Here is a 25,273-nt window from a genome sequence, read left to right on the forward strand (position 1 = left end):
CCATGGACGAGCTTTCGGCAGCAGTGATCGCGGGCGCCTCGCCCGACGTACTGGAACGCCTCCCGGTCCCCGGCGAGTACAACGCGGCCTACCTGCGCGCCGAGGACACCGGCATGTTCTCCGGTGTGGCGGACAAGGACGTCCGCAAATCGATCCACCTCGGCAAGGTCCCGATGCCGGAACTGGCCCCCGACGAGGTGCTGGTCGCCGTGATGGCGGCGGCGATGAACTACAACACGATCTGGTCCGCGACCTTCGAGCCGCTGCCCACCTTCAACTTCCTGCGCCACTACGGCAAGCAGGGCGGCTGGGCCGCCCGGCACGACCAGCCCTACCACGTGCTCGGCTCGGACGCCGCCGGAGTGATCGTGCGGGTCGGTGACGGCGTGCGCAACTGGAAGGTCGGCGACCACGTCGCGGTCGCGACGGCCCACGTCGACGACCAGGAACCGCTCACCCAGCACGACGGCATGCTCGGTGACGAGCAGCGCGCCTGGGGTTTCGAGACGAACTTCGGCGGCCTCGCCGACTACGCGGTCGTCCGGGCCAGCCAGCTGCTGCCCAAGGCGGCCCACCTCACCTGGGAGGAGGCGGCCAGCAACCCGCTGTGCGCCGGCACGGCCTACCGGATGCTCGTCAGCGAGCGCGGCGCCAACATGCGCCAGGGCGATGTGGTGCTCGTGTGGGGCGCGGCGGGCGGTCTCGGCGGCTACGCGGTGCAGTTCGTCCGCAACGGCGGCGGCATACCGATCGGCATCGTCAGTTCGGACCACAAGGCCGAGCTCGCCCGTAAGCTCGGCTGCGAGCTGGTCATCGACCGGCGCGAGATCGGTGAGATCTCCGCCGATCCGGATGTCACCGTGAAGGCGGGCAAGCGGCTCGGCAAGATCATCAGGCGTGAGATCGGCGAGGACCCGAACATCGTCTTCGAGCATGTCGGCCGCGAGACCTTCGGCCTCTCGGTGTTCGTCGCCAGGCGCGGCGGCACCATCGTCACCTGCGGGTCGAGCACGGGCTACCAGCACACCTTCGACAACCGCTACCTCTGGATGCGGCTGAAGAAGATCGTCGGCAGCCACGGGGCCAACCTGTACGAGCAGTGGCAGGCGAACCGCCTCATCCAGCGCGGCCGGGTGATGCCGATGCTGTCCGAGGTGTACCCGTTCGAGGAGACGGGCGAGGCCGCACGCATGATCCAGCTGAACGAACACCTCGGCAAGGTCGGCGTCCTCTGCCTGGCGCCGTCCGGCGGCCTCGGCGTCACCGACCCCGGGCTGCGCTCGCAGATCGGCGAGGACCGGATCGCCCCGCTGAGGACGGCATGACGCCGCCGTCCCCGACCGCAGACACAGGAAAGGCGCAGGAACAGATGCAACGTGTCCGAGTGGTGGTCGCCAAGCCGGGCCTCGACGGCCACGACCGAGGTGCCAAGGTGGTGGCGCGGGCGCTGCGCGACGCCGGCATGGAGGTCATCTACACCGGGTTGCGCCAGAGCCCCGAGCACGTCGTCCGCACCGCGCTGGAGGAGGGCGCCGACGCCGTCGGCCTGTCCCTGCTGTCGGGCGCCCATATGGAACTGGTGCCGCGCGTACTGAAGTTGCTCGCCGAGAGCGACGCGGCGGACCTGCCGGTCTTCTGCGGCGGCATCATCCCGCCGGAGGACGCGCGGCTGCTCACCGACATGGGCGTACGCCGGATCTTCACCTCCCGCGACTCCCTCCCCGAGATCGTCGACTGGGCGCGCGCCAACCTGCGTCCGCTGGAGGTGGCCGAGTGAGCGTGCGGCCGCTTCGAGCGAGGCTGGAATCCGCACGGCGGGGTGACGTCCGGTCGCTGGCCCGGCTCATGGGGCGCGCGGAGAACCACGCCCTCACGGAGGCCGACCTCAGTGCTCCGGAGATTCCGGAACCGGCCCCCGGGGCCTGCGCGGTGATCGGCCTGACCGGTCCGCCGGGAGTCGGCAAGTCGACGTTCACCTCCTGCCTCGTCGCGGAGTACCGGCGGCGCGGGAAGCGGGTGGCGGTGCTCTGCTTCGATCCGTCGTCGCCGTTGACCGGTGGCGCGCTGCTCGGGGACCGCATCCGCATGCAGGAGCACGCGGACGACGCCGGGGTGTACATTCGGTCGGTGTCCAGCCGCGGCCATCTCGGCGGGCTCTCGGCCACCGCCCGGCCCATGATCTCGGTCCTGGCCCGGGCCGGGTTCGACGTCGTCCTGATCGAGACGGTCGGGGCCGGGCAGTCGGAGGTCGAGATCGCGTCGGTCGCGGACCGGACCGTCGTCGTCCTCGCGCCCGGAGCGGGTGACGGCATCCAGCTGGCCAAGGCCGGTGTGCTGGAGATCGCCGACCTGTACGTCGTGAACAAGGCGGACCAGGACGGAGTCCACGCGATGGTCCGCGAACTGCGGGCCATGGTCGCGCTCGGCACGCGCGACATCCCGGTCGTGACCACCACGGCGAGCCGCGGGGAGGGCGCCGCCGAGGTCGTCGCGGCCCTCGGCGCCGAAGGACCGGCCGCCCCGGACGGCGGGCACCACGCCTGACACCACCCGCGTCCCGCCCTCAACCCGCTCCCGCGCACCGCGTACTTCCCCCCGAGGACCGCGCGACTCCCGGACGGCCGGTCACCGATCTTCGGGGCGCCCGGCCTCCGGGGGGACGTCCGCGGGCGGTGACTGCGCGGCGACCTCGTTCAGGAGCGGGAACAGCCTGGTCACCGCGGCCACGGGCATGGTTCCCGTCACGGACCCGTGATCCCGCTCGCGGTATCCGGCAAGCAGGAGGCGTACGGAGGCGGCGAGTTCGGTCATCTCCGCCGGGGTGAGGTGGACGACGGCGCTGAAGGATTCGTCATGGCGCCACTCGGCCGGTGCCCGGTCCCGGTGGCTCAGCCAGTGCTGGTAGCTCTCGTCCTCCAACCCGCGTGCGAGGTCGTCGAACCGCTCCGGCGCCTCCTGCTCCGGCCGGTCCGAGGACTCCCACCGCAGCCGCCACGGCCGCGCCCGCCCGCCCTGGTGCGGCACCTCCTCGATGAGGCCGTGCCGGGCGAGTTGGCGCAGGTGGAAGGAGCAGAGACCGGAGCTGTGGCCGAGGCGGGCGGCGGCCTGGGTGGACGTGACGGTGCCGACCTCGGCCAGCAGGTCAAGCAGGGCCACGCGCAGGGGATGGTCCGGGAGTGACTGTCGGGCACGACTCAACGGACGCTCCCTGGAGGCTGCTTGACGGTCTTTGTCGCTCACTTTGCAAAGGCTGCTACTTTGGAAAGCATTCGGTCAAGCTGGGCAACCGCCGACCGGGGATCGACTCCCCGGTCGGCGCGCGCATGTGCGGAAGGCGTTGAAACTCCATGGCTGTTCGGAACGGTGACATCTCACAGGACCGCCGGGTGCGGGTGCAGGGGGAACCGGTCGATTCCTACCCGCGGTTGGCCCCGGAGGTCGAGCGGGGTTCGGTGCGCCGCATCACCGTCGTGGGGGAGGAGATCCTGAGCCGGCGGTGCCGGGAGGTCACCGAGTTCGGTACGCCCGAGCTCTCGCAGCTGATCGACGACATGTTCGCCACCAACCAGGTCGCGGACGGCGCGGGCCTCGCGGCCAACCAGATCGGCGTGGACCTGCAGCTGTTCATGTGGGACATCGTGGACGACTGGGGGGTGCGCCATGTCGGGCACATCGCCAATCCGGTCCTCGACGAGATCGAGACCGACGAGCGCGTCCTGGTGGAGGAGACGGAGGGGTGCCTGTCCGTCCCGGGCCCCTACCGCATGGTGCCCCGCCTCGACCGTGCCGTCGTACGCGGCCAGGACAAGGACGGCAAGCCCCTGGTGATCGAGGGCAGGGGCTACTTCGCCCGGTGCCTCCAGCACGAGACGGACCACCTGCACGGCCACCTCTACCTGGACCGGCTCAGCAAGCGGGAACGAAAGTCCGCGCTGCGCGAGATGGAGGACTCCAAGGAGAAGATGTTCGCCCGGCGGGCCGCCAACGCCGAGAAGCTGGGCAAGTGACGCCGCGGGGCGCCGGGCGCCCCGCGCCGCGCACGGAAGCGGTGTGACCGTGCGCACGTTGCACAAACGCCCCCGCATACGGTGAGGTTGAGCCATGCTGACGCGAATCGATCACATCGGGATCGCCTGTTTCGACCTCGACGAGACCATCGAGTTCTACCGTGCGACGTACGGTTTCGAGGTCCTGCACATCGAGGCCAACGAGGAACAGGGCCTGCGTGAGGCGATGTTGCGGATCAACAAAACCGATGACGGGGGCGCCTCCTACCTCCAGCTCCTGGAGTCGACCCGGGAGGACTCCGTGGTGGGCAAGTGGCTGGCCAAGAACGGCGAGGGCGTGCACCACATCGCCTTCGGCACGGCGGACGTGGACGGCGACGCCGAGGCCATCCGGGGCAAGGGCGTGCGGGTGCTCTACGACGAGCCCCGCATCGGCTCCATGGGCTCCCGGATCACCTTCCTGCACCCCAAGGACTGCCACGGCGTCCTGACCGAACTCGTCACCGCCGCGCCGCAGGCCCCGTCCGAGCACTGAACCGCCCGACTCCGGCGGCGCGGCGTCGCCGTCAGATGTCCCGGAACTCCACCACTATGGTCTTGACCTGCATGGACGGCGCTACATGAAGATCATCTTGCACAAATGTTGCACAAGGCGGGTTGATCAAGGTCAAGCGGCCTTCGCATACATGCCCTTGACCGCCTGACGGACCTTCGACCCGGCGCCCGCGATGCGGTGGACATACTTACGGAGAGTGAACGCCGGATCGGAGTGTCCGAGCCTGTCCGCGGGCGTGTACACGTCCACTCCGCCGTTGATCATCATGGACGTGTACAGGTGCCGGAGAGCATGCATCATTTTGTCGTGCGACTTCTCCCACCGGCGCCCCTTCGCCGTGGGGTCCAGTGGGGCGATGAGTCCGACCGCGGCGAGTGCGGGCTTCCATACGTAGCTGTTGAACCAGTTCGATTGGATGGCGGTCTTCTCCCGGGTGTAGAAGATCAACCGCACCGTTACCGGCTCGCTGTCCCTGGTGCGGTGAGGCCGTGTCACTTCGACCGGCGGGAACTTCTCCATGTGCTCCTTGAGGGCCTGAGCTACCGCGTCGTCCAGCTCAACCCAGCGGTCCTTGGGGTCGTCGTCATCCCACCCTTAGGCCTGTCGAATACCAGTACAGGCCCGTCGTGCGCCACCTGCCGTTGGATGTGGACCATCGGCCCGTCGGGGTGCTCCCAGTCGATGTCATCGGGGCTGAGACCGAAGATCTCGCCTTGGCGCATCCCGAGTCCTCGCCCGCAGCCGACGAGCGCCTTGTACCGCTTCGGGAGTTCGACACGGATCTTGTCGGTGTCGTCCCACTTCAGCGCCAGTTCCTTGGGACCTGATCCGCCGCGCTTCGGCTTGACGGCCTGCACCGCACGCAGATGGCACGGGTTTTTCCGGATCAGTTCGTCGTCCACCGCCAGGTCAAAGGCCGACTGAAGGTTGTTGAAGACTAACCGCAAGGTTGAGTCCTCCAGCAAATCGCGTCTCCCCCTGAGCCAGTCCCGCAGGGCCGAGGCTGACACGTCCTTGACCCGCATCTTCCCCAGAGGTGTGGGGACGACGTGAAGCCGTATCCGCTGTTCGTAACGCTGGTACGTAGGCGGATTGTCGAAGGTCTGGCCGCCGAGCCACAGGGTGACCAGCTCGCTCACCCGGATCTCCTCGGCGTTGGGGTTGATGTAGGTCCCGTCATCGACGCCGACCCGCATTTTCGTCTCGTGCTTCTTGGCGTCGACTTCCTTCGCGAGCAGCTCCGTCTGCTGGACGCCCTCCGGGTCCCGCCACCGCGCTTGCCACCGCTTCCCGACCCCGTGATCCCTCGTCGGAGCCTTGCCGTGTTCCTTGCAGACCGGATCTCCGGCCTTCGGGCGCGACTTGTGCCAACGGTCGTACGGCATGCAGGCAACTCCTCAACGTCGGGCGGCCTTGATGGTATTGGCGGTACATAAGGTGATACGGCCGCCATATGAGCGAATGAAAAATTGATCCCTTGTGGGGAAAACTGCCGCTCTCTACCGTCGGCTGGAGTGGGAAACGATCAGCAGGAGACGGAGAGCCCCATGGCCTCGAAGCGTCCAGGAGCACGCAGCGAACCTCCGCGCGCCAAGGCGACGGCGGAGGAGGTCGCAGCGTATCTACGAGTCGAAGTAGAAACTCTCTATAAATGGCGGTACGCGAATACGGGCCCGCAGGGCGTCCGCACGGGGAAGTACCTCCGGTACGACTGGGAGGACGTCGAAGCGTGGTGGGCCGATCAGAAGCGGCAGGTGCCATGACACTGCCCTCGACGCGGGTGTGCGGCCCCCGTTGGCGTTAGCGCCTTTGCGATCCGATCCTGGGCCGCAGGCTGTAAGGGATGCGGGACGCGCCTCTGCGCTCGCTCCACAACCTGTCGCCGGACCTGGTGAGCATCCACCCATCGCCCTCATAGGGCATGAGCTCTCCGACATTTAGCTGCCCAAGAAGATGGGTCAGCTCTATCGCAACTCGAAGGTCTAGTTCCCGCTGCCGTGCGTCGGCGTCTGTGTATCCGTCAGCCCGCGCCGTGAAGTCCTCATAGGTCAGCTCGCCGAGTCGGCGCTTGTGAGCGAGCAGAGCTTCCCGTTCGACGTATTCCACAGAATATTCCTTGCCGAACCGTCGCCCGTATTCGCGAACACGCTGCCGTTCCTCTTCCAGCATGTCGGGGCTGATCCGTCTCTGACGCTCGACTGGGATGTCTTCGACACGGGCCAGGATCGGAGATAGAGGAGACGGGCACAAGAAGATCCCCAGCCTTCCGTAACCCTCCCATTCGCAATGGGTGTATCCCACTGCTTGCGCCACCCATCCGTAACGGTCACTCACGCTGGAGTTGGGGGCGAAATTTTTGAACTCGACGCCGAACGCTGGATCCTTGTCGAACCACGGATCGGGATCGCGGGGCTTCAGTACAGCATCTATTCGCGTTTGCTCACCCGTCCAGTAACGCCCTTGAACCTGCTCCTCGATGTGGAACCACTGGTCCATCTTGGCGACCACGAACGCGGCTAGTTCGCTTTCATTGGCGAACGTTCCTGGGGCTGGTGGCAACACCTTCTGCTTGTAGCGCACTTGGCCGACTGTACGCCGTCGATGCGACACCGAGCAGTGGACAACGGATGTGCACCTGAGGTTTTGGCCGAGAAACATCGCTTTGCCGTCGTTCCAGCCCTACACGATGGTGCTTGATCAAGGTCAGTCAGTAGGTCTCGCGGTGATGCCGCACTGGCCGCGCGAGGAGGAGGGAATCCGACAGGTTCGAGAGTCGCGCGACACGATCGAGACTCTGGAGATCAGGTATTAACGCACAGAAAATCCAATGTGATTCGCTTCAAGTGGTCCGACTCCACCGACTGAATCGGGAGCCAAGATATGCCCAAGTTCAGCCCCGCCCGCCTAACCGCGGCACGTATCCAGGCCGGACTGACTCAGCGTGAACTCGCCACTCGCACTGGGAAAAGGAACGCCGTCAACATCTACGAATCCGGGCGCGTTGTACCGCCCGACTATGCCGAAGGTCTCCTCGCGCGGGCGCTTGGCATCAGCGCAGCCGCCCTCTACGAGCCGGACCCGACTGACCCTGTTCTCAGTGCTCTTGCGCAAATCGACGAAGCGCACCAGGAGACGGAGTTGGATGCCGATCACCGATCGACTTGCAGCCGGAAGGGTCTGCCACGAACACGCCGTTACTGGCACGTTCGATGCTCGGTTCGGCGGATGGGGCGCGTATGACACCGCGATTATCAACGGGCGCGAATTCGTGACCAAGGCGGACGTGACGCGTAACTACGATCTCGTTGATTGGGCGGACGGACCGGATTTCTCCGAATACTGGATGCCGGGATATTCGGAGCGATACGCCATGGGTCAGATGACGCTTCAGGAAGTGGTGCCGCTGTCCGTGCGCAACCGGGCGTCGTTGACTTCTGAACGTCGACCTTGGTGTCACTGAAACGCCAACGCATAAGGGGCCTCCTTGAATAGGCGCTATCCCCAGTATCGACTGCAAAAAATCACAGTGCACCATAAGAGGGGACCATTTCCAATCAAGGAGCTTCCAATGACTGACCAGGCGCGTATCGGCCCCGCCGACAACGACGTTTGTTTCCCGCCCTCGCTCGCCGACCTGCGGCGTCAGGCACACGAAGTGGCAATCCAGCGGTATCACAACAACAAGACGCGCGACCGTGGAATGGGTGCTGCCGAGATGCCCAGCCGGCCGGTCTCCTCAGACGCGCCGAAGTCTGCTTACAGCGACGTGGTGTGAGCCATGTACGCCGCCACCCGCCCCCCCCCGCCGCCGGAGTATGCCGCGTCGTACCGCACGCTGCGTGAGAGGTATGGGCCGCCGTCAGCGTACGAACTATCGGGAGCGCGCACGCCACCCGGCGTCTCAGCCTATCCGAAGCCGCCGAGCGGCTGCTACTGGGCTTCCGGAGTGCTGTGGTGGCAGATCACCCTCGGGACAGTGCTGCTTCGTGCCCTCGACACCGAGCGGGCGCACAACGGGCACCGATGGGTTCGGATGGTCCGCGCCGACCTCTACCTGTCCGACGGCACCGAGCTGGACGCGGTCGGCCTGCCCAGCAGCAGCCTGAGTCGCGACGTCGAGCCCCTACGGGAGTGGACGCCCCTGCGCATCATCCGCGATGGTCTGCGCCGACCCTGGCGTGCCGTAACGGTTCCGGCCAGCGGCGGGACGGCGTGGCACGAACTCGCGGAGCAGCTCAATGAGAGGGGCCCATGACACGCGAAGCCCCCACTGCTGGTCTTCCGGGGTGCCCCGCTGCGGCCACGGCCACTCCATCGTCCGGAGTCCATGGGCTGCAAGAACGTCGCCGGGAGACGGACGTACCCCGTGTTCGGGCGCACATCAGTTGCCCCCTCGATCCCCGGCCGATCCCTTTCCGCGCATGTCCCCTCTGCTGGTGTTTCTGACACCGCTACCGGTTTACGAGAGCACCAGTAGAGGGGCGACTCCACACACCACTGAGGTGCTGACCATGAAACTGACGAACTTCCTGCACCGGCGCCGCCCCGAGGCAGAGCCGGTTATCGACGTGTCCACGCCCGAGGCGCAGCGCGCTTACCTAGACCTCCTGGAAGCGAAGGAACGGGGTAGCCAGCCGATGCGCCCTGTCATGGACTTCTCCCGTCCGCCGGAGCCGCCGCCCATCCGTTCTCGGTGGCGGGAGCGGCCCTACCCGGACCCGTCGATGATGACGTTCCAGGTCGTACGCAAGTCGTCGGCGACCGCGCCAAAGCCCTCGCAGGTCATCCCGGACGTGGTGGACTGAGCATGGGACTGCACCAAGGGCGCAAGCGCCGTCTCCCCACTGCCCCCCCCCCGGACCGGTGTGGCAGAGACCCAGCCTAGAAGAGAGCCCCGGGGAGCCCGTATGCGAGCCGGTGAGCGCCGTACGGGAGTATGCGGAAAGAGCACTGATGGAGCCATCCCCGGTTTCACCTTCGGCGCCGTACAACCCCACGGCGCCCGCATGGATGGTAGATCCGATCGTGTCACTGGACGGGACAGGAAGGCCGGTGTCTTGGGTCGACACCGCTCCGCGAAAGGCATGGGAGTCACGGCGCGGGCGGGCAGCCTACGAACTGATGCGCGAGAACGAGCGCGATCAATTGCGGGCGGCCGGCGAAGGACTCCACCCCGAAGAGCCTTGGGACGGATACCGCGAGGGCGCCTCCACCGTACGTGTCAACGCGGTCGTCAGTCACCTGGCCAACCGCCTGAGCGTGCAGGAGCGTGAGCGACGGGGGGGGCCTCCCGTGGAACCGGACAGCGCCACAACGGAGGCACGAGGACGAGTTGCCCGAGGGCGAATGCACGTGGGAACCAGCAGGCTGGAGGCGGTGACTCGCGACTGCGCTACGCCCGTCCCGGTAGGGGTGGCAGGGGAGCAGTGGTGTTGCATTCTGTGACCAGGCGGACACTTGGCGTGACGTGTGGGGGTGGTCAACTCGTGAGGAAGTGCCGCGCCTTACGTGACTGTCCGAGCAACCCTCTAGGCTGCTCCCCGTGGTTACACAGGTAGCAGAGATGACCCAGGAAGTTTCCGAGCCCGATGGGCCCCCGGTCGACGATGATCAGATCAAGGTGCTTTGCGGGGACGCCTATGACCTCATGGCGGAACTTCCGGATGAGTCGATCGACTTGTTGATCACCTCCCCGCCTTACTGGGGGCTCCGTAGCTACGGCCAGGAGCACAACGAGGACATCCTCAAGGAGTGGCTCTCCGAGGACGAAAGTAGAATCCAGACTGACGTGCCGCCGTACGAGTGGTACCGCAAGCATGGTGGCGTGCTAGGCCTGGAGCCATTGCCTGAGTGGTACATCGGTCATCTCGTGGAGATCCTCCAGCGCGGTGCAGGGGCCCTCAAGGCCGGGGGCAGCATGTGGATCAACATCGGTGACACCTACTTTGCGCGTTGGTCGAGCATCCGCCATGACGGCCGACAGGGCCTCGGCGACAATCCGCGCTCTCGCAGGCGAACTCCGATGGGCGGCTTTCGGCAGGAGAAGCAACTTCTTCTCATTCCGGCCCGGTTCGCTATCGCCATGCAGGACCTTCGTTGGATCGTTCGCAACGACATGATTTGGCACAAGCCCAACGTGCCCCCCCGGCCGGAGAAGGACAGGCTGCGACTTGGCCATGAACACTTCTTCCACTTCGTGAAGCGCCCGAAGGAAGGCCGCCCGAAGTACTACTACAACATTGAGGAAGTGGAGCCGGGTGCGCTTGACGTCGTCAAGACCATGGCCCGTTCCGGCTCCGACGGGCACTCGGCAACTTTCCCAGTGGACTTGATCAAGCCGCGAATCCTGAGTTCCTGCCCTCCTGGAGGGACTGTCCTTGATCCCTTCTGTGGTACTGGGCGCTCTCTCTCGGTAGCTGCTGCGTCCGGACGCAAAGCAATCGGTTTTGAACTGCACGAACCTTTCCACGAGGCCGCCACGAAGAACACTGCCGCAGTGCTGGAGCAACTCACCTTCGAGCTGCCCGAGGAAAAGATCGAAGAAGAGATTGAGGAGATGGGAGCCTAAGTGTCCGGGGGGAACGCGGCGAAGAAGCCGGCGAACAACTTCATTGCAGAGTGGTTCGGGCACCGAGTTTATCCTGTCGTTGCGGAAACTGCCGCGAGCCTCAGGGATCAAGAAGCCGAGCGATGCCCGTTTCTCACGGAAGTAACCGGAAAGAAAACCGGCTGCGTCAAGCGGGAGAATTCAAAGGGTGTCTGCACGATTAGCAGCACGAGCAACGGGGCGCGCCAAGACTGGCTTGCTTGCCCGTTTCGCGCGCTCGACGTCTCCATGCTGGATGATGCTGCCCACAGACTTTTCGGGCACGCCCCTGACGATGACGTGAGCATCGTTGCTGTTCCCGTGCTTGGGGTGCAAAAGACTGCCGACGGCTTGCGGGAGCGTGTCGCCGCAGGTAAGCCCACGATCGTCTATTTTCAGAACAAACTCGGCGGCGAAATCTCGATCAGCGCTACGGCGCGTTCTCCTGAGTTTTCGTTCGACGCCACCATGATTGAACTCCTGCCGGACTCGACTGGCGCCATCACCGTTGGGCGATACGGGATCTTTGAAATCCAGACCATGGATTTCCACGGCACATATGCCAAGGCGGTCAAGAACCTAAATAACGCCCGCCATATGCACAAAGGCGAGTTTGGTAAGAGTGTAGAGTCGCACCCACAGTGGCTCTCTGAAGGCGTAGAGGGCCCAAACATCGCCAACGCCTTCAAGCGCACCTTCTATCAAATGATGTTCAAGTTCCAGATTGGTGCACACGATGCATCGGCGGGATGTATTCTTGCCATCCCGAGGGCCGTTTGGGACAGTTGGCAACGCCATCTTGGGCGCCCCGATCTCGTCGAGTACTCAGATGGCACTTGGCGGCTTGTTCAAGCAGGCAATGAGCCGGTTGAAAATCCGCCAGCCTGGATCTACGTGTTCGACACGGAGCTGTCTGAAACAAATACGCCAAATCCGCTGAACCTTTGGCGTGTGATCGGGACCGATGCGGCAGCGCTCAGCCACTACACGTTAGACGTTGCCCCAGAGGCCGCTCTTGAGGCAGGCGGGTCTGTGGACCGTCTGCGCGACTCAATAACGTTGCGGCTTGCTAAGTATCTCCCTGAACTTCGGCCAGCTCGTACAGGCGCAAAGATCGTCTCGCCGGGCCAGACGATGCTCTGACCAAAGCGGAAGGCCCCGAAGTTGATCCGGGGTCTTCCGCCTATGGCGGTCCCGAGGTCATTCAGATTTCTGCTCGAAGACGAGGACGATGCGACTGTCTTCCTTGAGGATGTCGTGCCCTGTGGGCAGGTCGTCGAGGAGCGTGTCTGCCGGGTGGATGGTCATGTGCGGTACGGCGGTGCGGTCGGTGCTCCAGGCGGAGATGTGGGCGACCAGGCTGCGGGCCAGCTCGGGCCCGTCGGGGCCGTAGCTGGCTGCCCCGAGCCGTGCGGGCTGCACGGGGTCGGCGTTGTCGCGTTCGGCGATCAGGTAGGCGAGGGAGTTGCCGGAGACGACGGCGGGGCTGCGCCCGGGAATCGCGGGGCGCCGTACGCCGTCCTCCAGGGCCTGCCCGGTGACTTCGATGCGGCAGACAGTGTCATCGGAGGCGGTGGCGCGTAGCCAGATCCCGTCGAACGTCTCCTGGCTGCCAACGCGGGCGTCCGACCACAGTTCGGTGAGCGGCGTGGAGAACACGTCACCGAGGAGATCGGGGTCAACGGGCTGGTCCCGGTCATGGTGGAGGCGGACGGTGCCGTCGGCCAGCTCGATGGTCCGCTCTCCTCCCTGGCCGATGATGGGAACGAATCCGCACAGCTCCATGTCGTCGGAGACGAGCGTGTTGCCGTGGCGGGTCAGCGCGACGGAGCGGGTCTGCCCGCGCCAGCGCAGCGGGAGCACGAGTCGGCCACCGTCGTCGAGCTGCTGCCACCAGGTGGCAGGTACGTCCCAGACGCCCACCGTCGCAACGATCCGGTCGTAAGGAGCGTGCTCGGGTGCTCCCTTCAGGCCGTCGCGTTCCATCACCCTGACGTGCTCGTAGCCCGCTCGGTTCAGCGCATCGCGGGCGTGCAGGGCGACATCGGAGTCAATGTCGATCGTGGTGACCTGCCCGTCTGGTCCGACGAGTTCGGAGAGGAGCGCGGCGTTGTAGCCGGTGCCAGCGCCGATCTCCAGGACGTGGTTACCGGGCTGCACGTCGAGCTGGGCGAGCATCATCGCGACGGTGGTCGGCACGGACGCGCAGGAGAGGGGGAGGGGTCCGTTGGGGTTCTCCTTGATCGAGACAGCCCTGTCCGCGTACGCGTCAGCTGGGTCGAGCCCCGGTAGGTGGAGTTCACGGCGGACGGTGCGCAAGGCCCGCTCGACCGCAGCCGGCAGCGGCCTCTCAGCAACGATCTGGTCGACGAGCTGGTTGCGTAGGTCGTCGACGGCGGGGGTGTTGTTCACAGAAATCTCTTTCAGTTGAGAAGGAGGCAGGTCTCCCACCCTGATGCAACAGGACGGGCGGGGTTGAGGGTGTGCAGTGTGAGCAAGATGCCGTCCGCCCCGGTGAGGAGTCCGGCGGCATCGGGTAGCGCCTGCTGTGCCAGGTGGGTGGCAAAGCGGGACCGCAGGGACGGCAGAAGGCGGGAGAGCGCGCTCCCGGGAGGGGTATCGGCCGCGGCCCGGTCAACAACGAGACAGAGCCCCGCCCAGCCATGGCAGACCGTGGCGTCGGTGATACGCGCCAGTTGTTCGGAGTCGGCGGCACATGATGTGAGGACGTCTTCGGCGTGGCGCTGGGTACCCGTGCGGTTGCAGGCGAGCGCGGCGAGTTGAAGCGCGCGGGCGATACCGGGGGTGCCATAGCACCAAGAGGGCCTGCCCGGGTGTGCCAGCGGTCGCGGTCCGCTGAGCCACCTGTCCCAGGTGACGGTTTCCGGCCAGGCGGTACCACCGCCGGGACAGCGTTGCGACCACTCCTCCAGCAGGCTGCAAGCCTGTTCCAAGGTTTCGCTCTGGCCGTGCACCGTGTGTCCTGCGCGGGCGCACAGGGCGAGGAGCGCGATGGGCCCGGCAACGCCGTGCGCTGTGCTGAAGTTGCCGTGCCCATTCGGCCAGGCGGTATCGGGTTGGCCGGACGGGCTGTCCGCAGTCCACCAGCCCGGCACCTGTTCGCCGTGGACGGTGACGGGCTGCTGGAAGAGCTGCACCAAGTAGTGCAGGACGCCGTCGAGCAAGTCGGGGCGGGTCCCGCGGCTCAGGAGATACGCGCCGAGCCCTGTCAGACCGCCGATCAGGTCGTACTCCTGCATGCGCGGTGGCAGACCGCCATCCATGCGGCGGTGGGCGTCTGAGAGTCGCGCGGTCACGAGCGTGGCGAGCGCATCGTCCAGGCCGTCGAGCGCGGAACTGTAGGCGCGGTGGCCAGCTGTGTGCAGCGCGTAGGCCATGGCAGGTGCCCCGCGGTACAAGCTCGCGCTCGCGGGATGCGCGGCGGCTGGCTGCTCGGCCATGGTTCTCGCAGCGGTGTGCACGCCTTCCCACTTGCCGTTGTCCTGGGCGAGAACAGCTTGGTAGACGACGGTTCCGGCGAGTCCTCGGCCCAAGTCGTGTGCGAGATCTTTCACTGGCTTGCCGCTCGTGCCCGGAAGGAGCGGCATGCCTGCCGGGCCGCATGTCGGCATGCCGCCTCGGATTCCCGGTCCGGACCCATCACCCGGTTGTGGTGCATGTGGAGCAGCGACTCCAGCACCGAATCAGTCTGCCCATCGGCGAGTTGGGTCCGGTAAACGCCCAGGGCCGCGCGGCGCCGCTCGTACGCGTCCCCGAGCCGGGACGTCCAGCCAGGGTGTTGCGGCAGGGCGTCGGTGCGGGCGTGCTGGAGCGTCTGGCGGGTGATGTCGAGCAGACCCCTGCCGCGGGCGGGAGTGGTGGCCAGCCAGCGTGTGCCGTCTTCGTCGCCCATGAGTCCGCAGGCAATGTCGATCATGCTGAGTGCGCATAGGACTCGTCGGTCCACGCCCGCCAGGTCGGTGAGCGCGTACCGGGCCGTGTCGCTGTCGGCGGCGAACACGTTCTCGGCGGCTTCCAGAACGGCCCCGGTGCCGTAGCGGCCGAATTCGGGCCGGTAGCCGTCGAGAACGAGCCGGGAGGCGAGTGCGTCACCTTGCAGGTGCTCGACCCAGTGCGCGATGGCCTGCGTTACCGCGGCATGCCTGTCCGGGCCGTGCGCGGCGATCCGCACTCGCAGGTGGTCCTCTTCCTGCGGGGTGCGGTAGCGGACGAACCAGTTGTCAGGGCCGCCGAGTTCATCGAGGAGGCCGGGCAGGCGGCGGGTGAGGATCTGGTCCATGGCGGTCGGGTGGGTGAACAGTTTGGCCTGCACCCAACGCTGCCGCCCGTTGCCGGGGTTCGGCAGCATCCGGTTGGTGACGACCGGGGCCGTCGCCACGTCGGGGTGGGGTAGGGGTGCCCGGGTGGAGGTGAGGGGCAGGGCGATCTCGTGCGCGTGCCCGATCCAGCCGAGATCCCGCTCGTCTGGGGCTTCGAGTAGATCAGCGTTGCCGTGGCGCTGAAGGTGGGCATGCAGCAGTCGCGCGTGCAAGGGCTCGGCCAGGTCCAGACGCAGGGTGCGGTCGTCGTCGCGCAGCTCCAGGAACTGCGGGCACCTCCATTTCTGTGCCCAGTCCGCCAGGGCTACGTGCCAGGAGGGCCGGAAGGACCCGGTGGGCAGATCAGAGGCCGTGAGGTGCCAGCGAGCTGGGGACAAAATGGCCTTGCGGTAGCGGACACGGGGCAAATATGGCATCCCGGCCGCGAGCGGTCCCCAGTCGAATTGTGTCCACGCCGTCGCGAACCCGCGCCCGAGGAGCGCGAGGAACCGGGCGATCGGCGGAGCCTGTTTCTCCAAGGCGAGGGGATGAAGGACGACCGGCTCGACTACTCGGCGCCGCGAAAGGCTGACCAGGTACAGACGCGTGCTGGTGGACAGTACGGCGAGATCGTCAAGCGGAATGAGGTTGGCGGCCGGGGCCCGGTGCTCGTCGACGGGGATGACATGCGGCAAGAAGGCGGGGGTGCGCGCCACGTTCTCGGCGTGCGGATAGACCGGCGTGAAGGAGAGTTGAGCTGACAGCGCGCCGTCGACCAGAGTGGGCAGCCCTTTATACGCGTCGGCGAGACCGCTGTTTCGGAGAGTGGCGGCGAACCGGCCCGTGAGGGTTCCAGTGCTCCAGGCGGGGCGGACGGACACCGTGAACTCCCCACGGCCCACGGCCTGAAGAGTCGGCGCGTACACCCGCACACCCATCTCTACGTGAGGAGCGGTCGCTGTGTCTTCGAGGTCCGGGCCAGCGCACAGCTCGTCGAGATCCGCGTCCGTGAGCCGGATCTCCTGGGCGCCGCTGACGGCTGCCTGCCACGCCTTGGCGATAAGCAGCTCGTCGCGCGGGAGGATCTTCGTGGGCGGTTCCTCCCACAAGGACGTCGGGAAATCGGCAGGCAGCCCGACCCCCGCGGCAAGGTCCGCGGCATCGCGAACGGGCACCAGACTGCCGGCGCCGTACCGTTCCCAGAAAAGGCTGTGGTAGGCGGCCCACACAGGTTTTTCGCCCAGGCTCCGCGTCAGGCGCAGCAGCGCATTGGCAGCGTGCTCGGCCTCCTCCAGGACCGGACCGGGAATGCGTACGGTGGCGTCGAAACGCAGGTCCACGCTGAGCCGCACTCGGCCTTGATCGGTGATGCCGCTCATGCGCTTCTCGGCCGTACGCCGGAGTTCCTGCGCCGCTGCCTGGCTCTCGGCCGCATCGTGGTCGGTGAGGAGCCGGTGCACGTCGGCCAGTTCGTCGAGACAGCCGACGGTTCCGGAATCCAGTTGGGCCGTGAGCGGCCGGAGGGTGCTCAGGATGTGGCCGAGGGGATCATGCTCGGTCATGGGAGCTGCCAGGCCACTGGTAAGAATGCCCGCCTCCAATGCGCGGGTGAGAAGCCGTGAAGCCTGCTCCGTGGTGGCACCCAGCGTGACGAGCCGGTCAGTGACCTCCTGGCATGGAATGGGGAGGAGGGCGGCCATCTCAAGAATCGCAGCGAGGGGCCGGGTTACGCGGACGCTCGCGGTACGGCCTCCGGGAAGCGGCCTCTCCAGCATGTCACCGCGCTGCACGGTCAAGTCACTGGCCTGAAGGGTCAGATGGGGCAGAACGTCGTGGCGGCACTGGAGGTTCCGGCGAACGTGGTCGAGCCACAGGGTGTCAGGGCGGGCGACGGGCCGGTGCTCGGTACCGATCTGCACGAGGGCAGGGCCGCACTCCGCACCGACCACTCCGGCGAACAGACCGAAAGGCGTGGGGCGTCCAGCAGCTCGCAAGAGATAGCGGGAGGTCGCCATTGTCGCCTTGCGCACCCGCTTGGGTGAGACGTCGTGGTCGTCGAGGGCCTGGGCGACGGTAGCGGCGAGCTGCGGAGAGGCGACGCATACCGCCTCGGCGAAGGCGGGATCGGCCCAGATACCGCTCAGCCACCGGAGACAGTCGACGGGGTCGTCCACCGATGGCCATCGGGTGTGCTGGGCATCCAGAGGGAGCACAGCGGCCCGCAGGAGGAGCACGCTGCCGCGCTGGAGAAGACTGGTCCGCGTCATCGTTGGTCCTGTTCTGCTGGCCCTGTGCCGGGCCGGGGACGTGCCCAGCCCGGCACAGGCTTCGGGGTGGAGGTCAGCTGATGCAGGAGGAAGCGCAGGAGGACTTGCACCCGTCGCTTGTGTCGCAGTTGCTGACCACCGGCCGCGGCGAGTCGGTGATGGAGATGTCGAGCTGCCACTCGTCGTCAGGGATCGGCGTCGTCTCGGTCGTCGGGATGGCCATCCCAGTACCTCCGAAGTAGTGATCGGTACCGTCCGCGCTACGCGGACGTGGGGAACGCGGGACCCCCGCATTCGGCTGCCGCTTGGGCGGTGCAGCCGAATGCGCGGACACCGCGGGCTGACTGTTCGCCGCGCGCCGTGCCGCGCTCACAGTCCGGGTGCCAAGGCGAAGCGCTCCGGCATGACGTGGACAAACGCCTGTGGAGCTGCGGCCCGTAGGCGCTGGTGCAGAAGTCCGCCGCGTGCGGCCGGCACCGACACGGGTACGACAAACTCGGCCCAGACCTTCTTGCCGTGGCTTGTCGGCTCCCAGCCGTGCCGTGCGGAAAGGAACTCCACGAGGACGAGGCCGCGCCCCCCTTCGTCGTCCGCCGTGGTGATCTGCCGACTGGGCGGTTTGGGACTGCTGTCGTGGACGACCAGGAGCAGCCGGTCTTCATCGAGGTAGAGGCCGATGTTGATCAAGCCCCCGGCGTGGACCACGGCGTTCGTGATCAGTTCCGAGGCGACGAGCTTGACCGCGTTCAGGTTGTCCTCGCCGAGTCGTACACCCCACGCATGAATCTGCGTCATGACACGGTCTCTTGCGAAGGCGACAGCGGACGGGGCACCGGCTACGGCAATCCGGGCTCGGCGGGTCATGAGGACTGCTCCTCTGCGATTGGAATGGCGGCTCCGTCCCCGACGGGGGATACGGGGACCGAGCCGCCGGTTTGTCGGTGCCGCCCGAGGCTGTTGCTCCAGAGGAGGGCACGGATCCGATACGTCCCCGACCCGATTCCTGGGCGACTGGTGATCAGTCAACGACACCCCCTCGTAGTAGGGAGACTCCAAGGGGTGACTCCAACATGGAGTCAGAGGTGTGTGCGCGGTCGTAGCATCGGAGGACACGAGCCGGGGGAGCCGCCGATGAGTCGTCAGCCACCAGATCCGCGCGATGTCGTTGCTGGACTGCTTGGCGATGAACGACTGCTCAATGCCTGCGCCGAGCGGGACATGGGAGTCGTGTTCCGACTGCTCAATGCGCGAGGTGTCAGTACGCGTCGGATCGCTGCGGCCGTGGACATCACCCAAGGGCGGCTCTACGACTACATGAACGGCAAGAGCCGGGTGGAAAAGCTGGCCCTGTTCGAGCAGATCGCGGACGCGTTCCACATCCCTGGTCACCTGCTCGGGCTTGCCCGCCGCGCCTGGGAACCCGCTGCGGCCGAACCGACCAAGCACGAGCCGGAGTTGCCGCCGGACGGTGACGACCTGGCGGCCATGGATGCCTTCCGCTCGGCAGATCGGCAGACCGGTGGAGGACGTCTGTATGGCGCTGTCGTACGGCATCTCGCGGACCGAGTTGCCCCGCGTCTGGTCGACACCGGGAGTGGCTCACAAGTATTCGCCGTCGCCGCGGCCTTGACGGAGATGGCCGGGTGGATGGCCCATGACTCCGGTCAAGACGATCTCGCCGCCCGCCACTTCAGCCGAGCATTGCCGCTGGCCCGCACCTCCGGGGACTTACCGCTTGCCGCCAACGTCGCCGCGAGCAGTAGCCACCTCGCCCTTCAGACGGGTGACACAGCGGGTGCCGCCCGCTGGGCTCAGACCGGGCTCGACCTCGCCGGCCGTGGTCCGCGAATTCCTTCGCTCACTGCACGGCTCCAAACGATGCAGGCCCGAGCTTTGGCCACAGGGGCACAGCGCACGCCAGCGGTACGCGCTCTCGAAGCGGCCCAGGACGGGCTCGATGGATCGGCAGATGCCGCGCATCCCTGGCTGAGTCCCTTTGACGCCGCAGCGCTTGCGAGTGAATCCGCGCTGATCCTGCGCGACCTGGAGCAGCATGATCAGGCGCTGACGCAGGCCGAGCAGGCGGTGACACTTCGGGAGTCGGGGCGAACCCGGTCCCTTGCACTGAGCCGCATTGTCCTTGTGGACATCCATGTCCGGCGTGGAGACCTCGATGCCGCGGTGAGCGTCGGCCACGAGTTGCTCAGCACGAGCCCGACGCTCGGATCGATCCGTGTTGTGCACCAGCTTGACGACCTGCGTCGTCTCCTGGACCGCCACAAAGGCTACGGTCCACTGCGGGAGTACCTGGTGAGATTCGATGACGCCCGTAGGGCCAGAATGCTGCTACTGGCCGACATCATCACGCCAAGGGGAGGCACCCGCACATGAGGCCCACACCCGCCGACCCGGAAGCATGGAATGCCTATCTCGCCGAGGGCAACGCCACGCAGGCCCGCAAGCGTGTCGCGGCCGACGTGCTGCTGCGCGACGCGGCTGGACGTGTGCTCCTGGTGAACCCGACGTACAAACCGGGCTGGGATCTGCCCGGGGGAATGGCCGAAGCGAACGAACCGCCGGAACGCGCGGTGACGCGGGAGCTGGGCGAAGAGCTGGGGTTGGACATCACCTTGCGTGGGCTCCTGGTTGTCGACTGGGTTGCCCCGCACGGGCCTTGGGACGATCAAATAGCCTTCATCTTCGACGGCGGCACGCTGGACGCCCACCAGGCGCAGGGGATGCGACCTCACGATGAAGAGCTATCTGAGGCTGCGTTCGTTGCTCTGGACAAGGCGCGGGAGTTGTTGAGGGAACGGCTACGGAACCGACTCGACGCCGCGATCAGGAGCTTGGACGAAGGACGGCCGGTGTATCTGCATGACGGCGGTCCAGCCTGGTAGGGGGCGCGGATTGGCCGTATGTGTTGTGCCGATGGTCAGTGGGGGGCATTCGGGACGTTCGGCTTGCCGCACCCTTGCGCCTCGCGATCACCGGGTGGATCCTGGGCTCTTCTGCGTAATCAGAACTTACGGGCGTGGGGGGGGACCATGGCTACCCGTGTGGGCACTGTGGCCTTTTTCGAGATTGTGCGTGCCAAGGATGCGTTAAATGCGCGCATGGATAGCTCGAATTGGCAGATCTTTCTGGAGAACTTGGAGCGGACCCCAGCGGCAGAAAGAATCTGCACACACCGCAGCGATAGTTTCATCGGGCAGGCCGTTAGGCATGATGGCAGCCTGCATCTGTTGGTAGGTCGTATCGGTACGAGCGAGCTTCAAACGGTCGACCTTGATCACGGGTATATCGAGGATATTAGGCTCGAAGGCAACAAGGGAACCATCGATACAACTACCGTTTGTTTCCTGGACTTTGGGAATATAATCGGCATTCTCCAAGGGAAGCCCGGTTCTCCGCGGGCATCGGCAATCCAGCGCTGGCTAAACTCATGCCAGATAGCCGAGCATGAGATAGCTCTGTGGCCGGTGATCGCGAACAATGTGTGGGAGAAGCTAGAGAAGGCGGATGCCGTCCATAGCTTCGAGTTCAGCTACCGCCCCAGTCCGGCGATTGCACCCCCCGACGGTGAAGGTCTCTCAAGTTTTATACGGTTAGGTGATTCTCGGTACCCTGATCACAGGGTCACCCTCAAGATTGAGATTCCTCGGAAAGATGGAGTAGGCCCAGTTGCGAGATTGCGGGGCCAGCGCAGGTTGCAGGGCGATATTCACTCGCTCATGACGGAGCTGGGGTACCTGGAGGGGCCCACCGGAGTTGAGCGTGCAAGGGCTCTCGTAACTCTCCCCGACGAGGATGGGAAAGCCACTGATGAGCCTCTGGACTTCATTAAGCACCACATCACGGCTAAATGTCGAGTGGAGGTCAGCTCGGCAGGCAGCCGGCCGCGCTACGAGGCGAACGTCGACGCGATCGTGCAGGTAGCCCAAGACAAGCAACGTGACCTCAAGGCCGCTGTCGGTGCTGACCAGTAGAGTCGGGTCCCTCCAAGCAGGGGGGTGATGTCGTGCCGGATGCAAGGTCTGCGTTGCGCCGTCTAAAAGATCTATGGAGTGAGACCCCAAGCATCGATTGGCTGATCGTCGTGTTGGTTGTTGGGGGACATTTCGCTGCTTCACGCTGGACGTCGATGCCTGGCATCATGGACGGCTTGACGGCAGACCGCAGGAAAGATATTTATACGACCGTAGCGTCAATTTCTGCTCTGGTTGGAGGGTTCGGTACCGCGGCGATAGCGCAATATGCAAGCTCGAATGGTCGCGACATGCGTGAGTTGCGAAGGCGCTTCGGTAGCAGCCTCCGAAAGAATTGGGCGAGTATCCTCACCGGAATGCTTCTCATCTCGGCCGGGTGTCTGGCGCTCTTAATAGCCGACCGAACGAAATCAATCGGCGATATTGGCTGGCTCGCGGAAGCCTTGCTGGCGCTGGGGGTGGCTAGGTCAATCAGGCTGGTGTGGCTATTCAACATGCTCATCAACGTCTCGGACAGAGACGCGGTTGAGCCTGAGAGATCCCCAGCTCTTCAGTTCAGAAACAGGACGTAGTAAGCGGCAGGCGAGTCAAGAACAGGTTGCCGCAATGCGGCACGCCGATCGGACAGGCTGCGTGTACCTGCCCGATCGGTGGATGAGATGGTGAAGGGATCATTCGTTCTGGGTGACAGCCGCGGTGTTTTCGGTGGCGCGCTTCCAGCGCCCCAACCCGACAAGTGCGACACGGATCGCTTGATCCCTGCCGCTGACTCTCCGCCGAACCTCGTAGACCGACAGCGGGTCACTGCCAGGGAACGCGTCCCTAATGGCAGTCATGCGCTCTTCGTGGGAAAGCGTGGGGCGCCTCCGTATGGCCTTGGCCTGTGGTCGCTTGCCTGACGTCGCTGCGGTGACGGGGTGGGCGGGGGCGGTACGCGCCGGATGCGGGGAGGACTCCGTGGCGGGTAACTCGGCGGTGTCCGGCTCACGGGGAGCCGAGATCTCCTTGGCGGGTACTGGAGCTGCGGTTTCCTGCCCGGCCGTTGTGCTCCTCTCCACCCGGTTCACCAGGCTTGGCGGGTAAGGGCTCATTGGTTTTACCCGAGGAGCGACGAATACCGTCGGGTGGGCCTTGTTCGGTCCCTTCCAGGCCATGGTGTTGACGGCCAGGGCTGCTGTGACTGGTACTGAGCCCGAGGGCAGAGCCGGGTGCTCCATAGGCCCCTCGATCTCCTCGGGGTGGGTATCGGCGACCGCATGTCGCTCCTCCTCAGAGGCGGCGGCATCACGCTTCACCGCTACCTCGAAGGCCGGAGGGGTGAGGTGCTGCTGAGCACCGTCGTGCAGAGCGAACCCCCGGACGCGCATGGTCATGTCATCGACGCTGGCGGGGTCCTGACTCAGGACTGCCTCGGCGTAGCGGCGGGCGACCATCCGGTAGATCGGGGCAGTGCGCTGGCCACCGCGACCGGCACGGCGTACCCAGCGGTCCGCGCGCACCAGGAGCGCCCGCTGGGCGGCCTCGGCCTCGTACTGCTGTTGTCCGATGGCCACGGCGAGGGCCCGGTGTTGTCGCCGCCCTGTTCCGCCGAGGCGGGCGCAGGGCGCCGTGAGGTTTGCACACGATGGCTTGCCCGTATGGGGCGGTGCCTTCATGCCCGAGCGAAGTTAGCACAGAGAGTTGTTGGGCGGGAGAGCCTTCGTGGCTCTGACCTGGGAACACATCGAGACCCCGCTACTCTCCGTAAAGAGTGACGGGGCCTCGGTCGCGCGAAAATCGCCCCTGACGCGCCGTCAGCAATCCTTGATCATCTTGCACATCGACTGCACAGGGTGCCGGAAACTACGGGAAGCCGCGGGAAGGTGCCGGAGGGTGTTTTCCCAGGTCAACAGGCAAGTTCGGCGGCTATCGCCGCATGTGGCAATTTTGACGATTTGCCCTATTTGTCAGATGTCCCGGAACGTCTCGATCTGCGCCCCCACCGAGTTCAGCCGCTCCGCCAGGTCCTCGTAGCCGCGATTGATCACGTACACGTTCCGCAGGACCGACGTGCCCTCGGCCGCCATCATCGCGAGCAGTACGACCACGGCGGGGCGCAGCGCGGGCGGGCATATCATCTCGGCGGCCCGCCAGCGGGTCGGGCCCTCCACAAGGACCCGGTGCGGGTCGAGGAGCTGGAGGCGGCCGCCGAGGCGGTTCAGGTCGGTCAGGTAGATCGCGCGATTGTCGTAGACCCAGTCGTGGATCAGCGTCTTGCCCTGGGCCGCCGCCGCGATGGCCGCGAAGAAGGGGACGTTGTCGATGTTCAGGCCGGGGAACGGCATCGGGTGGATCTTGTCGATCGGCGCCTCCAGCTTGGAGGGGCGGACCGTGAGGTCGATCAGGCGCGTACGGCCGTTGTCGGCCGCGTACTCCGCGGTGCGGTCGTGGTCGAGGCCCATCTCATCGAGGACCGCGAGCTCGATCTCCAGGAACTCGATCGGCACCCGGCGGACCGTCAGCTCGGACTCCGTGACGACGGCGGCGGCGAGCAGGCTCATCGCCTCGACCGGGTCCTCGGAGGGGCAGTAGTCGACGTCGACGTCGATGGTGGGGACGCCGTGCACGGTCAGCGTGGTCGTGCCGATGCCGTCGACCCGTACGCCGAGCGCCTCCAGGAAGAAGCACAGGTCCTGGACCATGTAGTTCGACGACGCGTTGCGGATGACGGTCGTGCCCGCGCTGCGCGCCGCGGCCAGCAGCGCGTTCTCGGTGACCGTGTCCCCGCGCTCGGTGAGGACGATGGGGCGGTCGGGGGAGACGTCGCGCGCCACCTCCGCGTGGTACAGCCCCTCGGTCGCCGCGATCTCCAGGCCGAACCGGCGCAGCGCGATCATGTGTGGCTCGATCGTACGGGTGCCCAGGTCGCAGCCGCCCGCGTACGGCAGCTTGAAGTGGTCGAGGCGGTGCAGCAGCGGGCCGAGGAACATGATGATCGAGCGGGTGCGGCGCGCGGCCTCCGCGTCGATGGCGTCCAGGTCGAGGCGGGCCGGCGGCACGATCTCCAGGTCGACGCCCTCGTTGATCCAACGGGTGCGTACGCCGATGGAGTTGAGCACCTCCAGAAGGCGGTAGACCTCCTCGATGCGGGCGACGCGGCGCAGCACCGTGCGGCCCTTGTTCAGCAGGGACGCGCAGAGCAGCGCCACGCACGCGTTCTTGCTCGTCTTGACGTCGATGGAGCCGGAGAGCCGGCGCCCGCCGACCACCCGCAGGTGCATCGGCCCGGCATAGCCGAGCGACACGATCTCGCTGTCGAGCGCCTCGCCGATCCGGGCGATCATCTCAAGGCTGATGTTCTGGTTGCCGCGCTCGATGCGGTTCACGGCGCTCTGGCTGGTGGAGAGCGCCTCGGCGAGCTGCGTCTGTGTCCAGCCCCGGTGCTGCCGGGCATCACGGATGAGCTTGCCGATGCGTACGAGGTAGTCGTCTGCCATGCGTCGCAGGCTATCTCAGATATGAGATGAAGTGCGCGCCGGGGGTAAGCCATTCGGGGAGGGGCCGTCCGAG

The 25,273-nt window shown here is 66.0% G+C and carries 28 protein-coding genes; 17 read left to right on the top strand and 11 right to left on the bottom strand.

Features of this window, described 5'->3' with window-relative positions; all coding sequences use genetic code 11:
• The first annotated feature begins 2 nt into the window (after positions 1-2).
• From ccrA to meaB, 3 genes are read left to right on the top strand one after another with little or no spacing between them, the layout of a single operon-like run.
• On the top strand, positions 3-1,325 hold the full coding sequence (gene ccrA / locus AC07DI_RS10985; protein ID WP_478903769.1) for a crotonyl-CoA carboxylase/reductase: 1,323 nt from the start codon (positions 3-5) through the stop codon (positions 1,323-1,325).
• Between the two features lie 44 nt (positions 1,326-1,369).
• On the top strand, positions 1,370-1,777 hold the full coding sequence (locus AC07DI_RS10990; RefSeq protein ID WP_478903771.1) for a cobalamin B12-binding domain-containing protein: 408 nt from the start codon (positions 1,370-1,372) through the stop codon (positions 1,775-1,777).
• Between the two features lie 2 nt (positions 1,778-1,779).
• On the top strand, positions 1,780-2,544 hold the full coding sequence (gene meaB / locus AC07DI_RS10995; RefSeq protein ID WP_478903773.1) for a methylmalonyl Co-A mutase-associated GTPase MeaB: 765 nt from the start codon (positions 1,780-1,782) through the stop codon (positions 2,542-2,544).
• Between the two features lie 81 nt (positions 2,545-2,625).
• On the opposite strand, the gene AC07DI_RS11000 is transcribed toward meaB, so the two are convergent.
• The gene (locus AC07DI_RS11000) at positions 2,626-3,240 is read right to left on the bottom strand and encodes a helix-turn-helix domain-containing protein (protein ID WP_478903775.1); all 615 of its coding nucleotides are present in this window, start codon (positions 3,238-3,240) and stop codon (positions 2,626-2,628) included.
• Positions 3,241-3,347: 107 nt separating this feature from the next.
• On the opposite strand from AC07DI_RS11000, the gene def reads away from it, so the two are divergent.
• Positions 3,348-4,007: a peptide deformylase gene (gene def / locus AC07DI_RS11005; RefSeq protein WP_384257844.1), complete on the top strand. Its 660-nt coding sequence runs from the start codon at positions 3,348-3,350 to the stop codon at positions 4,005-4,007.
• A gap of 94 nt (positions 4,008-4,101) precedes the next feature.
• A complete protein-coding gene (mce, locus tag AC07DI_RS11010) occupies positions 4,102-4,542 on the top strand; it encodes a methylmalonyl-CoA epimerase (RefSeq protein ID WP_478903777.1) in 441 nt (146 codons plus the stop codon).
• Positions 4,543-4,674: 132 nt separating this feature from the next.
• On the opposite strand, the gene AC07DI_RS11015 is transcribed toward mce, so the two are convergent.
• Both AC07DI_RS11015 and AC07DI_RS11020 read right to left on the bottom strand, forming a co-directional pair.
• Complete coding sequence (locus AC07DI_RS11015) at positions 4,675-5,082, bottom strand: hypothetical protein (RefSeq protein WP_478903779.1); 408 nt, start codon at positions 5,080-5,082, stop codon at positions 4,675-4,677.
• A gap of 20 nt (positions 5,083-5,102) precedes the next feature.
• Positions 5,103-5,948, bottom strand: coding sequence for a hypothetical protein (locus AC07DI_RS11020; protein ID WP_478903781.1), 846 nt, complete (start codon positions 5,946-5,948; stop codon positions 5,103-5,105).
• 162 nt (positions 5,949-6,110) lie between these two features.
• On the opposite strand from AC07DI_RS11020, the gene AC07DI_RS11025 reads away from it, so the two are divergent.
• Positions 6,111-6,326 carry a helix-turn-helix transcriptional regulator gene (locus AC07DI_RS11025; RefSeq protein ID WP_478903979.1) on the top strand — a complete coding sequence of 72 codons (216 nt, stop codon included), beginning with the start codon at positions 6,111-6,113 and terminating at the stop codon, positions 6,324-6,326.
• Between the two features lie 37 nt (positions 6,327-6,363).
• Here AC07DI_RS11025 and AC07DI_RS11030 read toward each other — a convergent pair whose 3' ends face one another.
• Positions 6,364-7,143: a hypothetical protein gene (locus tag AC07DI_RS11030; protein WP_478903783.1), complete on the bottom strand. Its 780-nt coding sequence runs from the start codon at positions 7,141-7,143 to the stop codon at positions 6,364-6,366.
• A gap of 300 nt (positions 7,144-7,443) precedes the next feature.
• Here AC07DI_RS11030 and AC07DI_RS11035 point away from each other — a divergent pair, with 300 nt between their 5' ends.
• The 7 genes from AC07DI_RS11035 (at position 7,444) to AC07DI_RS11065 (ending at position 12,292) form a co-directional block, all read left to right on the top strand.
• Entirely contained in the window at positions 7,444-7,803 is a 360-nt protein-coding gene (locus AC07DI_RS11035; RefSeq protein WP_478903785.1) for a helix-turn-helix domain-containing protein, read from the top strand.
• Entirely contained in the window at positions 7,706-8,023 is a 318-nt protein-coding gene (locus tag AC07DI_RS11040; RefSeq protein WP_478903988.1) for a hypothetical protein, read from the top strand. Before AC07DI_RS11035 ends, AC07DI_RS11040 begins: the two co-directional genes overlap by 98 nt.
• 108 nt (positions 8,024-8,131) lie before the next feature.
• Positions 8,132-8,338: a hypothetical protein gene (locus AC07DI_RS11045; protein ID WP_478903787.1), complete on the top strand. Its 207-nt coding sequence runs from the start codon at positions 8,132-8,134 to the stop codon at positions 8,336-8,338.
• 201 nt (positions 8,339-8,539) lie between these two features.
• The gene (locus AC07DI_RS11050; RefSeq protein WP_478903789.1) at positions 8,540-8,818 is read left to right on the top strand and encodes a hypothetical protein; all 279 of its coding nucleotides are present in this window, start codon (positions 8,540-8,542) and stop codon (positions 8,816-8,818) included.
• Positions 8,819-9,074: 256 nt separating this feature from the next.
• On the top strand, positions 9,075-9,368 hold the full coding sequence (locus AC07DI_RS11055) for a hypothetical protein (RefSeq protein WP_478903791.1): 294 nt from the start codon (positions 9,075-9,077) through the stop codon (positions 9,366-9,368).
• 758 nt (positions 9,369-10,126) lie between these two features.
• On the top strand, positions 10,127-11,131 hold the full coding sequence (locus AC07DI_RS11060; RefSeq protein WP_478903793.1) for a DNA-methyltransferase: 1,005 nt from the start codon (positions 10,127-10,129) through the stop codon (positions 11,129-11,131).
• The gene (locus AC07DI_RS11065; RefSeq protein ID WP_478903795.1) at positions 11,132-12,292 is read left to right on the top strand and encodes a hypothetical protein; all 1,161 of its coding nucleotides are present in this window, start codon (positions 11,132-11,134) and stop codon (positions 12,290-12,292) included.
• A gap of 57 nt (positions 12,293-12,349) precedes the next feature.
• Here AC07DI_RS11065 and fxlM read toward each other — a convergent pair whose 3' ends face one another.
• The 5 genes from fxlM to AC07DI_RS11090 all read right to left on the bottom strand — a co-directional run bounded on the left by fxlM (position 12,350) and on the right by AC07DI_RS11090 (position 18,530).
• Positions 12,350-13,561 carry a methyltransferase, FxLD system gene (gene fxlM, locus AC07DI_RS11070; RefSeq protein ID WP_478903797.1) on the bottom strand — a complete coding sequence of 404 codons (1,212 nt, stop codon included), beginning with the start codon at positions 13,559-13,561 and terminating at the stop codon, positions 12,350-12,352.
• Positions 13,562-13,572: 11 nt separating this feature from the next.
• A complete protein-coding gene (locus AC07DI_RS11075) occupies positions 13,573-14,724 on the bottom strand; it encodes a lanthionine synthetase C family protein (protein ID WP_478903799.1) in 1,152 nt (383 codons plus the stop codon).
• Positions 14,721-17,735, bottom strand: a complete 3,015-nt coding sequence (locus AC07DI_RS11080; RefSeq protein WP_478903801.1) for a lantibiotic dehydratase — start codon at positions 17,733-17,735, stop codon at positions 14,721-14,723. Before AC07DI_RS11080 ends, AC07DI_RS11075 begins: the two co-directional genes overlap by 4 nt.
• 73 nt (positions 17,736-17,808) lie before the next feature.
• On the bottom strand, positions 17,809-17,958 hold the full coding sequence (gene fxlA, locus AC07DI_RS11085) for an FxLD family lanthipeptide (protein WP_327326638.1): 150 nt from the start codon (positions 17,956-17,958) through the stop codon (positions 17,809-17,811).
• Positions 17,959-18,104: 146 nt separating this feature from the next.
• Entirely contained in the window at positions 18,105-18,530 is a 426-nt protein-coding gene (locus AC07DI_RS11090) for an ATP-binding protein (RefSeq protein ID WP_478903803.1), read from the bottom strand.
• Between the two features lie 336 nt (positions 18,531-18,866).
• Here AC07DI_RS11090 and AC07DI_RS11095 point away from each other — a divergent pair, with 336 nt between their 5' ends.
• The 4 genes from AC07DI_RS11095 to AC07DI_RS11110 all read left to right on the top strand — a co-directional run bounded on the left by AC07DI_RS11095 (position 18,867) and on the right by AC07DI_RS11110 (position 22,296).
• Positions 18,867-20,126: an XRE family transcriptional regulator gene (locus tag AC07DI_RS11095; RefSeq protein ID WP_478903805.1), complete on the top strand. Its 1,260-nt coding sequence runs from the start codon at positions 18,867-18,869 to the stop codon at positions 20,124-20,126.
• On the top strand, positions 20,123-20,635 hold the full coding sequence (locus AC07DI_RS11100; RefSeq protein ID WP_478903807.1) for an NUDIX domain-containing protein: 513 nt from the start codon (positions 20,123-20,125) through the stop codon (positions 20,633-20,635). The genes AC07DI_RS11095 and AC07DI_RS11100 overlap by 4 nt, the downstream gene beginning before the upstream one ends.
• A gap of 216 nt (positions 20,636-20,851) precedes the next feature.
• The gene (locus tag AC07DI_RS11105) at positions 20,852-21,724 is read left to right on the top strand and encodes a hypothetical protein (RefSeq protein ID WP_478903809.1); all 873 of its coding nucleotides are present in this window, start codon (positions 20,852-20,854) and stop codon (positions 21,722-21,724) included.
• Between the two features lie 356 nt (positions 21,725-22,080).
• Positions 22,081-22,296 carry a hypothetical protein gene (locus tag AC07DI_RS11110; RefSeq protein WP_478903811.1) on the top strand — a complete coding sequence of 72 codons (216 nt, stop codon included), beginning with the start codon at positions 22,081-22,083 and terminating at the stop codon, positions 22,294-22,296.
• Between the two features lie 99 nt (positions 22,297-22,395).
• Here AC07DI_RS11110 and AC07DI_RS11115 read toward each other — a convergent pair whose 3' ends face one another.
• Both AC07DI_RS11115 and AC07DI_RS11120 read right to left on the bottom strand, forming a co-directional pair.
• A complete protein-coding gene (locus tag AC07DI_RS11115) occupies positions 22,396-23,277 on the bottom strand; it encodes a hypothetical protein (RefSeq protein WP_478903813.1) in 882 nt (293 codons plus the stop codon).
• 393 nt (positions 23,278-23,670) lie between these two features.
• Positions 23,671-25,200 carry a helix-turn-helix domain-containing protein gene (locus tag AC07DI_RS11120; protein ID WP_478903815.1) on the bottom strand — a complete coding sequence of 510 codons (1,530 nt, stop codon included), beginning with the start codon at positions 25,198-25,200 and terminating at the stop codon, positions 23,671-23,673.
• Positions 25,201-25,273: the final 73 nt, after the last annotated feature.

The sequence above is a fragment of the Streptomyces sp. NPDC044106 genome (assembly GCF_056433985.1).

Excerpts from the sequence above, each read along its gene's own strand:
- AC07DI_RS11110 (WP_478903811.1), top strand. The coding sequence starts at position 22,081 with ATGCTTCTCATCTCGGCCGGGTGTCTGGCGCTCTTAATAGCCGACCGA.
- AC07DI_RS11055 (WP_478903791.1), top strand. The coding sequence starts at position 9,075 with ATGAAACTGACGAACTTCCTGCACCGGCGCCGCCCCGAGGCAGAGCCG.
- ccrA (WP_478903769.1), top strand. The coding sequence starts at position 3 with ATGGACGAGCTTTCGGCAGCAGTGATCGCGGGCGCCTCGCCCGACGTA.
- AC07DI_RS10990 (WP_478903771.1), top strand. The coding sequence starts at position 1,370 with ATGCAACGTGTCCGAGTGGTGGTCGCCAAGCCGGGCCTCGACGGCCAC.
- AC07DI_RS11060 (WP_478903793.1), top strand. The coding sequence starts at position 10,127 with ATGACCCAGGAAGTTTCCGAGCCCGATGGGCCCCCGGTCGACGATGAT.
- AC07DI_RS11095 (WP_478903805.1), top strand. The coding sequence starts at position 18,867 with ATGAGTCGTCAGCCACCAGATCCGCGCGATGTCGTTGCTGGACTGCTT.
- AC07DI_RS11120 (WP_478903815.1), bottom strand. The coding sequence starts at position 25,200 with ATGGCAGACGACTACCTCGTACGCATCGGCAAGCTCATCCGTGATGCC.
- AC07DI_RS11090 (WP_478903803.1), bottom strand. The coding sequence starts at position 18,530 with ATGACGCAGATTCATGCGTGGGGTGTACGACTCGGCGAGGACAACCTG.
- AC07DI_RS11105 (WP_478903809.1), top strand. The coding sequence starts at position 20,852 with ATGGATAGCTCGAATTGGCAGATCTTTCTGGAGAACTTGGAGCGGACC.
- def (WP_384257844.1), top strand. The coding sequence starts at position 3,348 with ATGGCTGTTCGGAACGGTGACATCTCACAGGACCGCCGGGTGCGGGTG.
- mce (WP_478903777.1), top strand. The coding sequence starts at position 4,102 with ATGCTGACGCGAATCGATCACATCGGGATCGCCTGTTTCGACCTCGAC.
- AC07DI_RS11015 (WP_478903779.1), bottom strand. The coding sequence starts at position 5,082 with ATGGAGAAGTTCCCGCCGGTCGAAGTGACACGGCCTCACCGCACCAGG.
- AC07DI_RS11100 (WP_478903807.1), top strand. The coding sequence starts at position 20,123 with ATGAGGCCCACACCCGCCGACCCGGAAGCATGGAATGCCTATCTCGCC.
- AC07DI_RS11025 (WP_478903979.1), top strand. The coding sequence starts at position 6,111 with ATGGCCTCGAAGCGTCCAGGAGCACGCAGCGAACCTCCGCGCGCCAAG.
- AC07DI_RS11020 (WP_478903781.1), bottom strand. The coding sequence starts at position 5,948 with ATGCCGTACGACCGTTGGCACAAGTCGCGCCCGAAGGCCGGAGATCCG.
- AC07DI_RS11035 (WP_478903785.1), top strand. The coding sequence starts at position 7,444 with ATGCCCAAGTTCAGCCCCGCCCGCCTAACCGCGGCACGTATCCAGGCC.
- fxlA (WP_327326638.1), bottom strand. The coding sequence starts at position 17,958 with ATGGCCATCCCGACGACCGAGACGACGCCGATCCCTGACGACGAGTGG.
- AC07DI_RS11045 (WP_478903787.1), top strand. The coding sequence starts at position 8,132 with ATGACTGACCAGGCGCGTATCGGCCCCGCCGACAACGACGTTTGTTTC.
- AC07DI_RS11080 (WP_478903801.1), bottom strand. The coding sequence starts at position 17,735 with ATGACGCGGACCAGTCTTCTCCAGCGCGGCAGCGTGCTCCTCCTGCGG.
- AC07DI_RS11040 (WP_478903988.1), top strand. The coding sequence starts at position 7,706 with ATGCCGATCACCGATCGACTTGCAGCCGGAAGGGTCTGCCACGAACAC.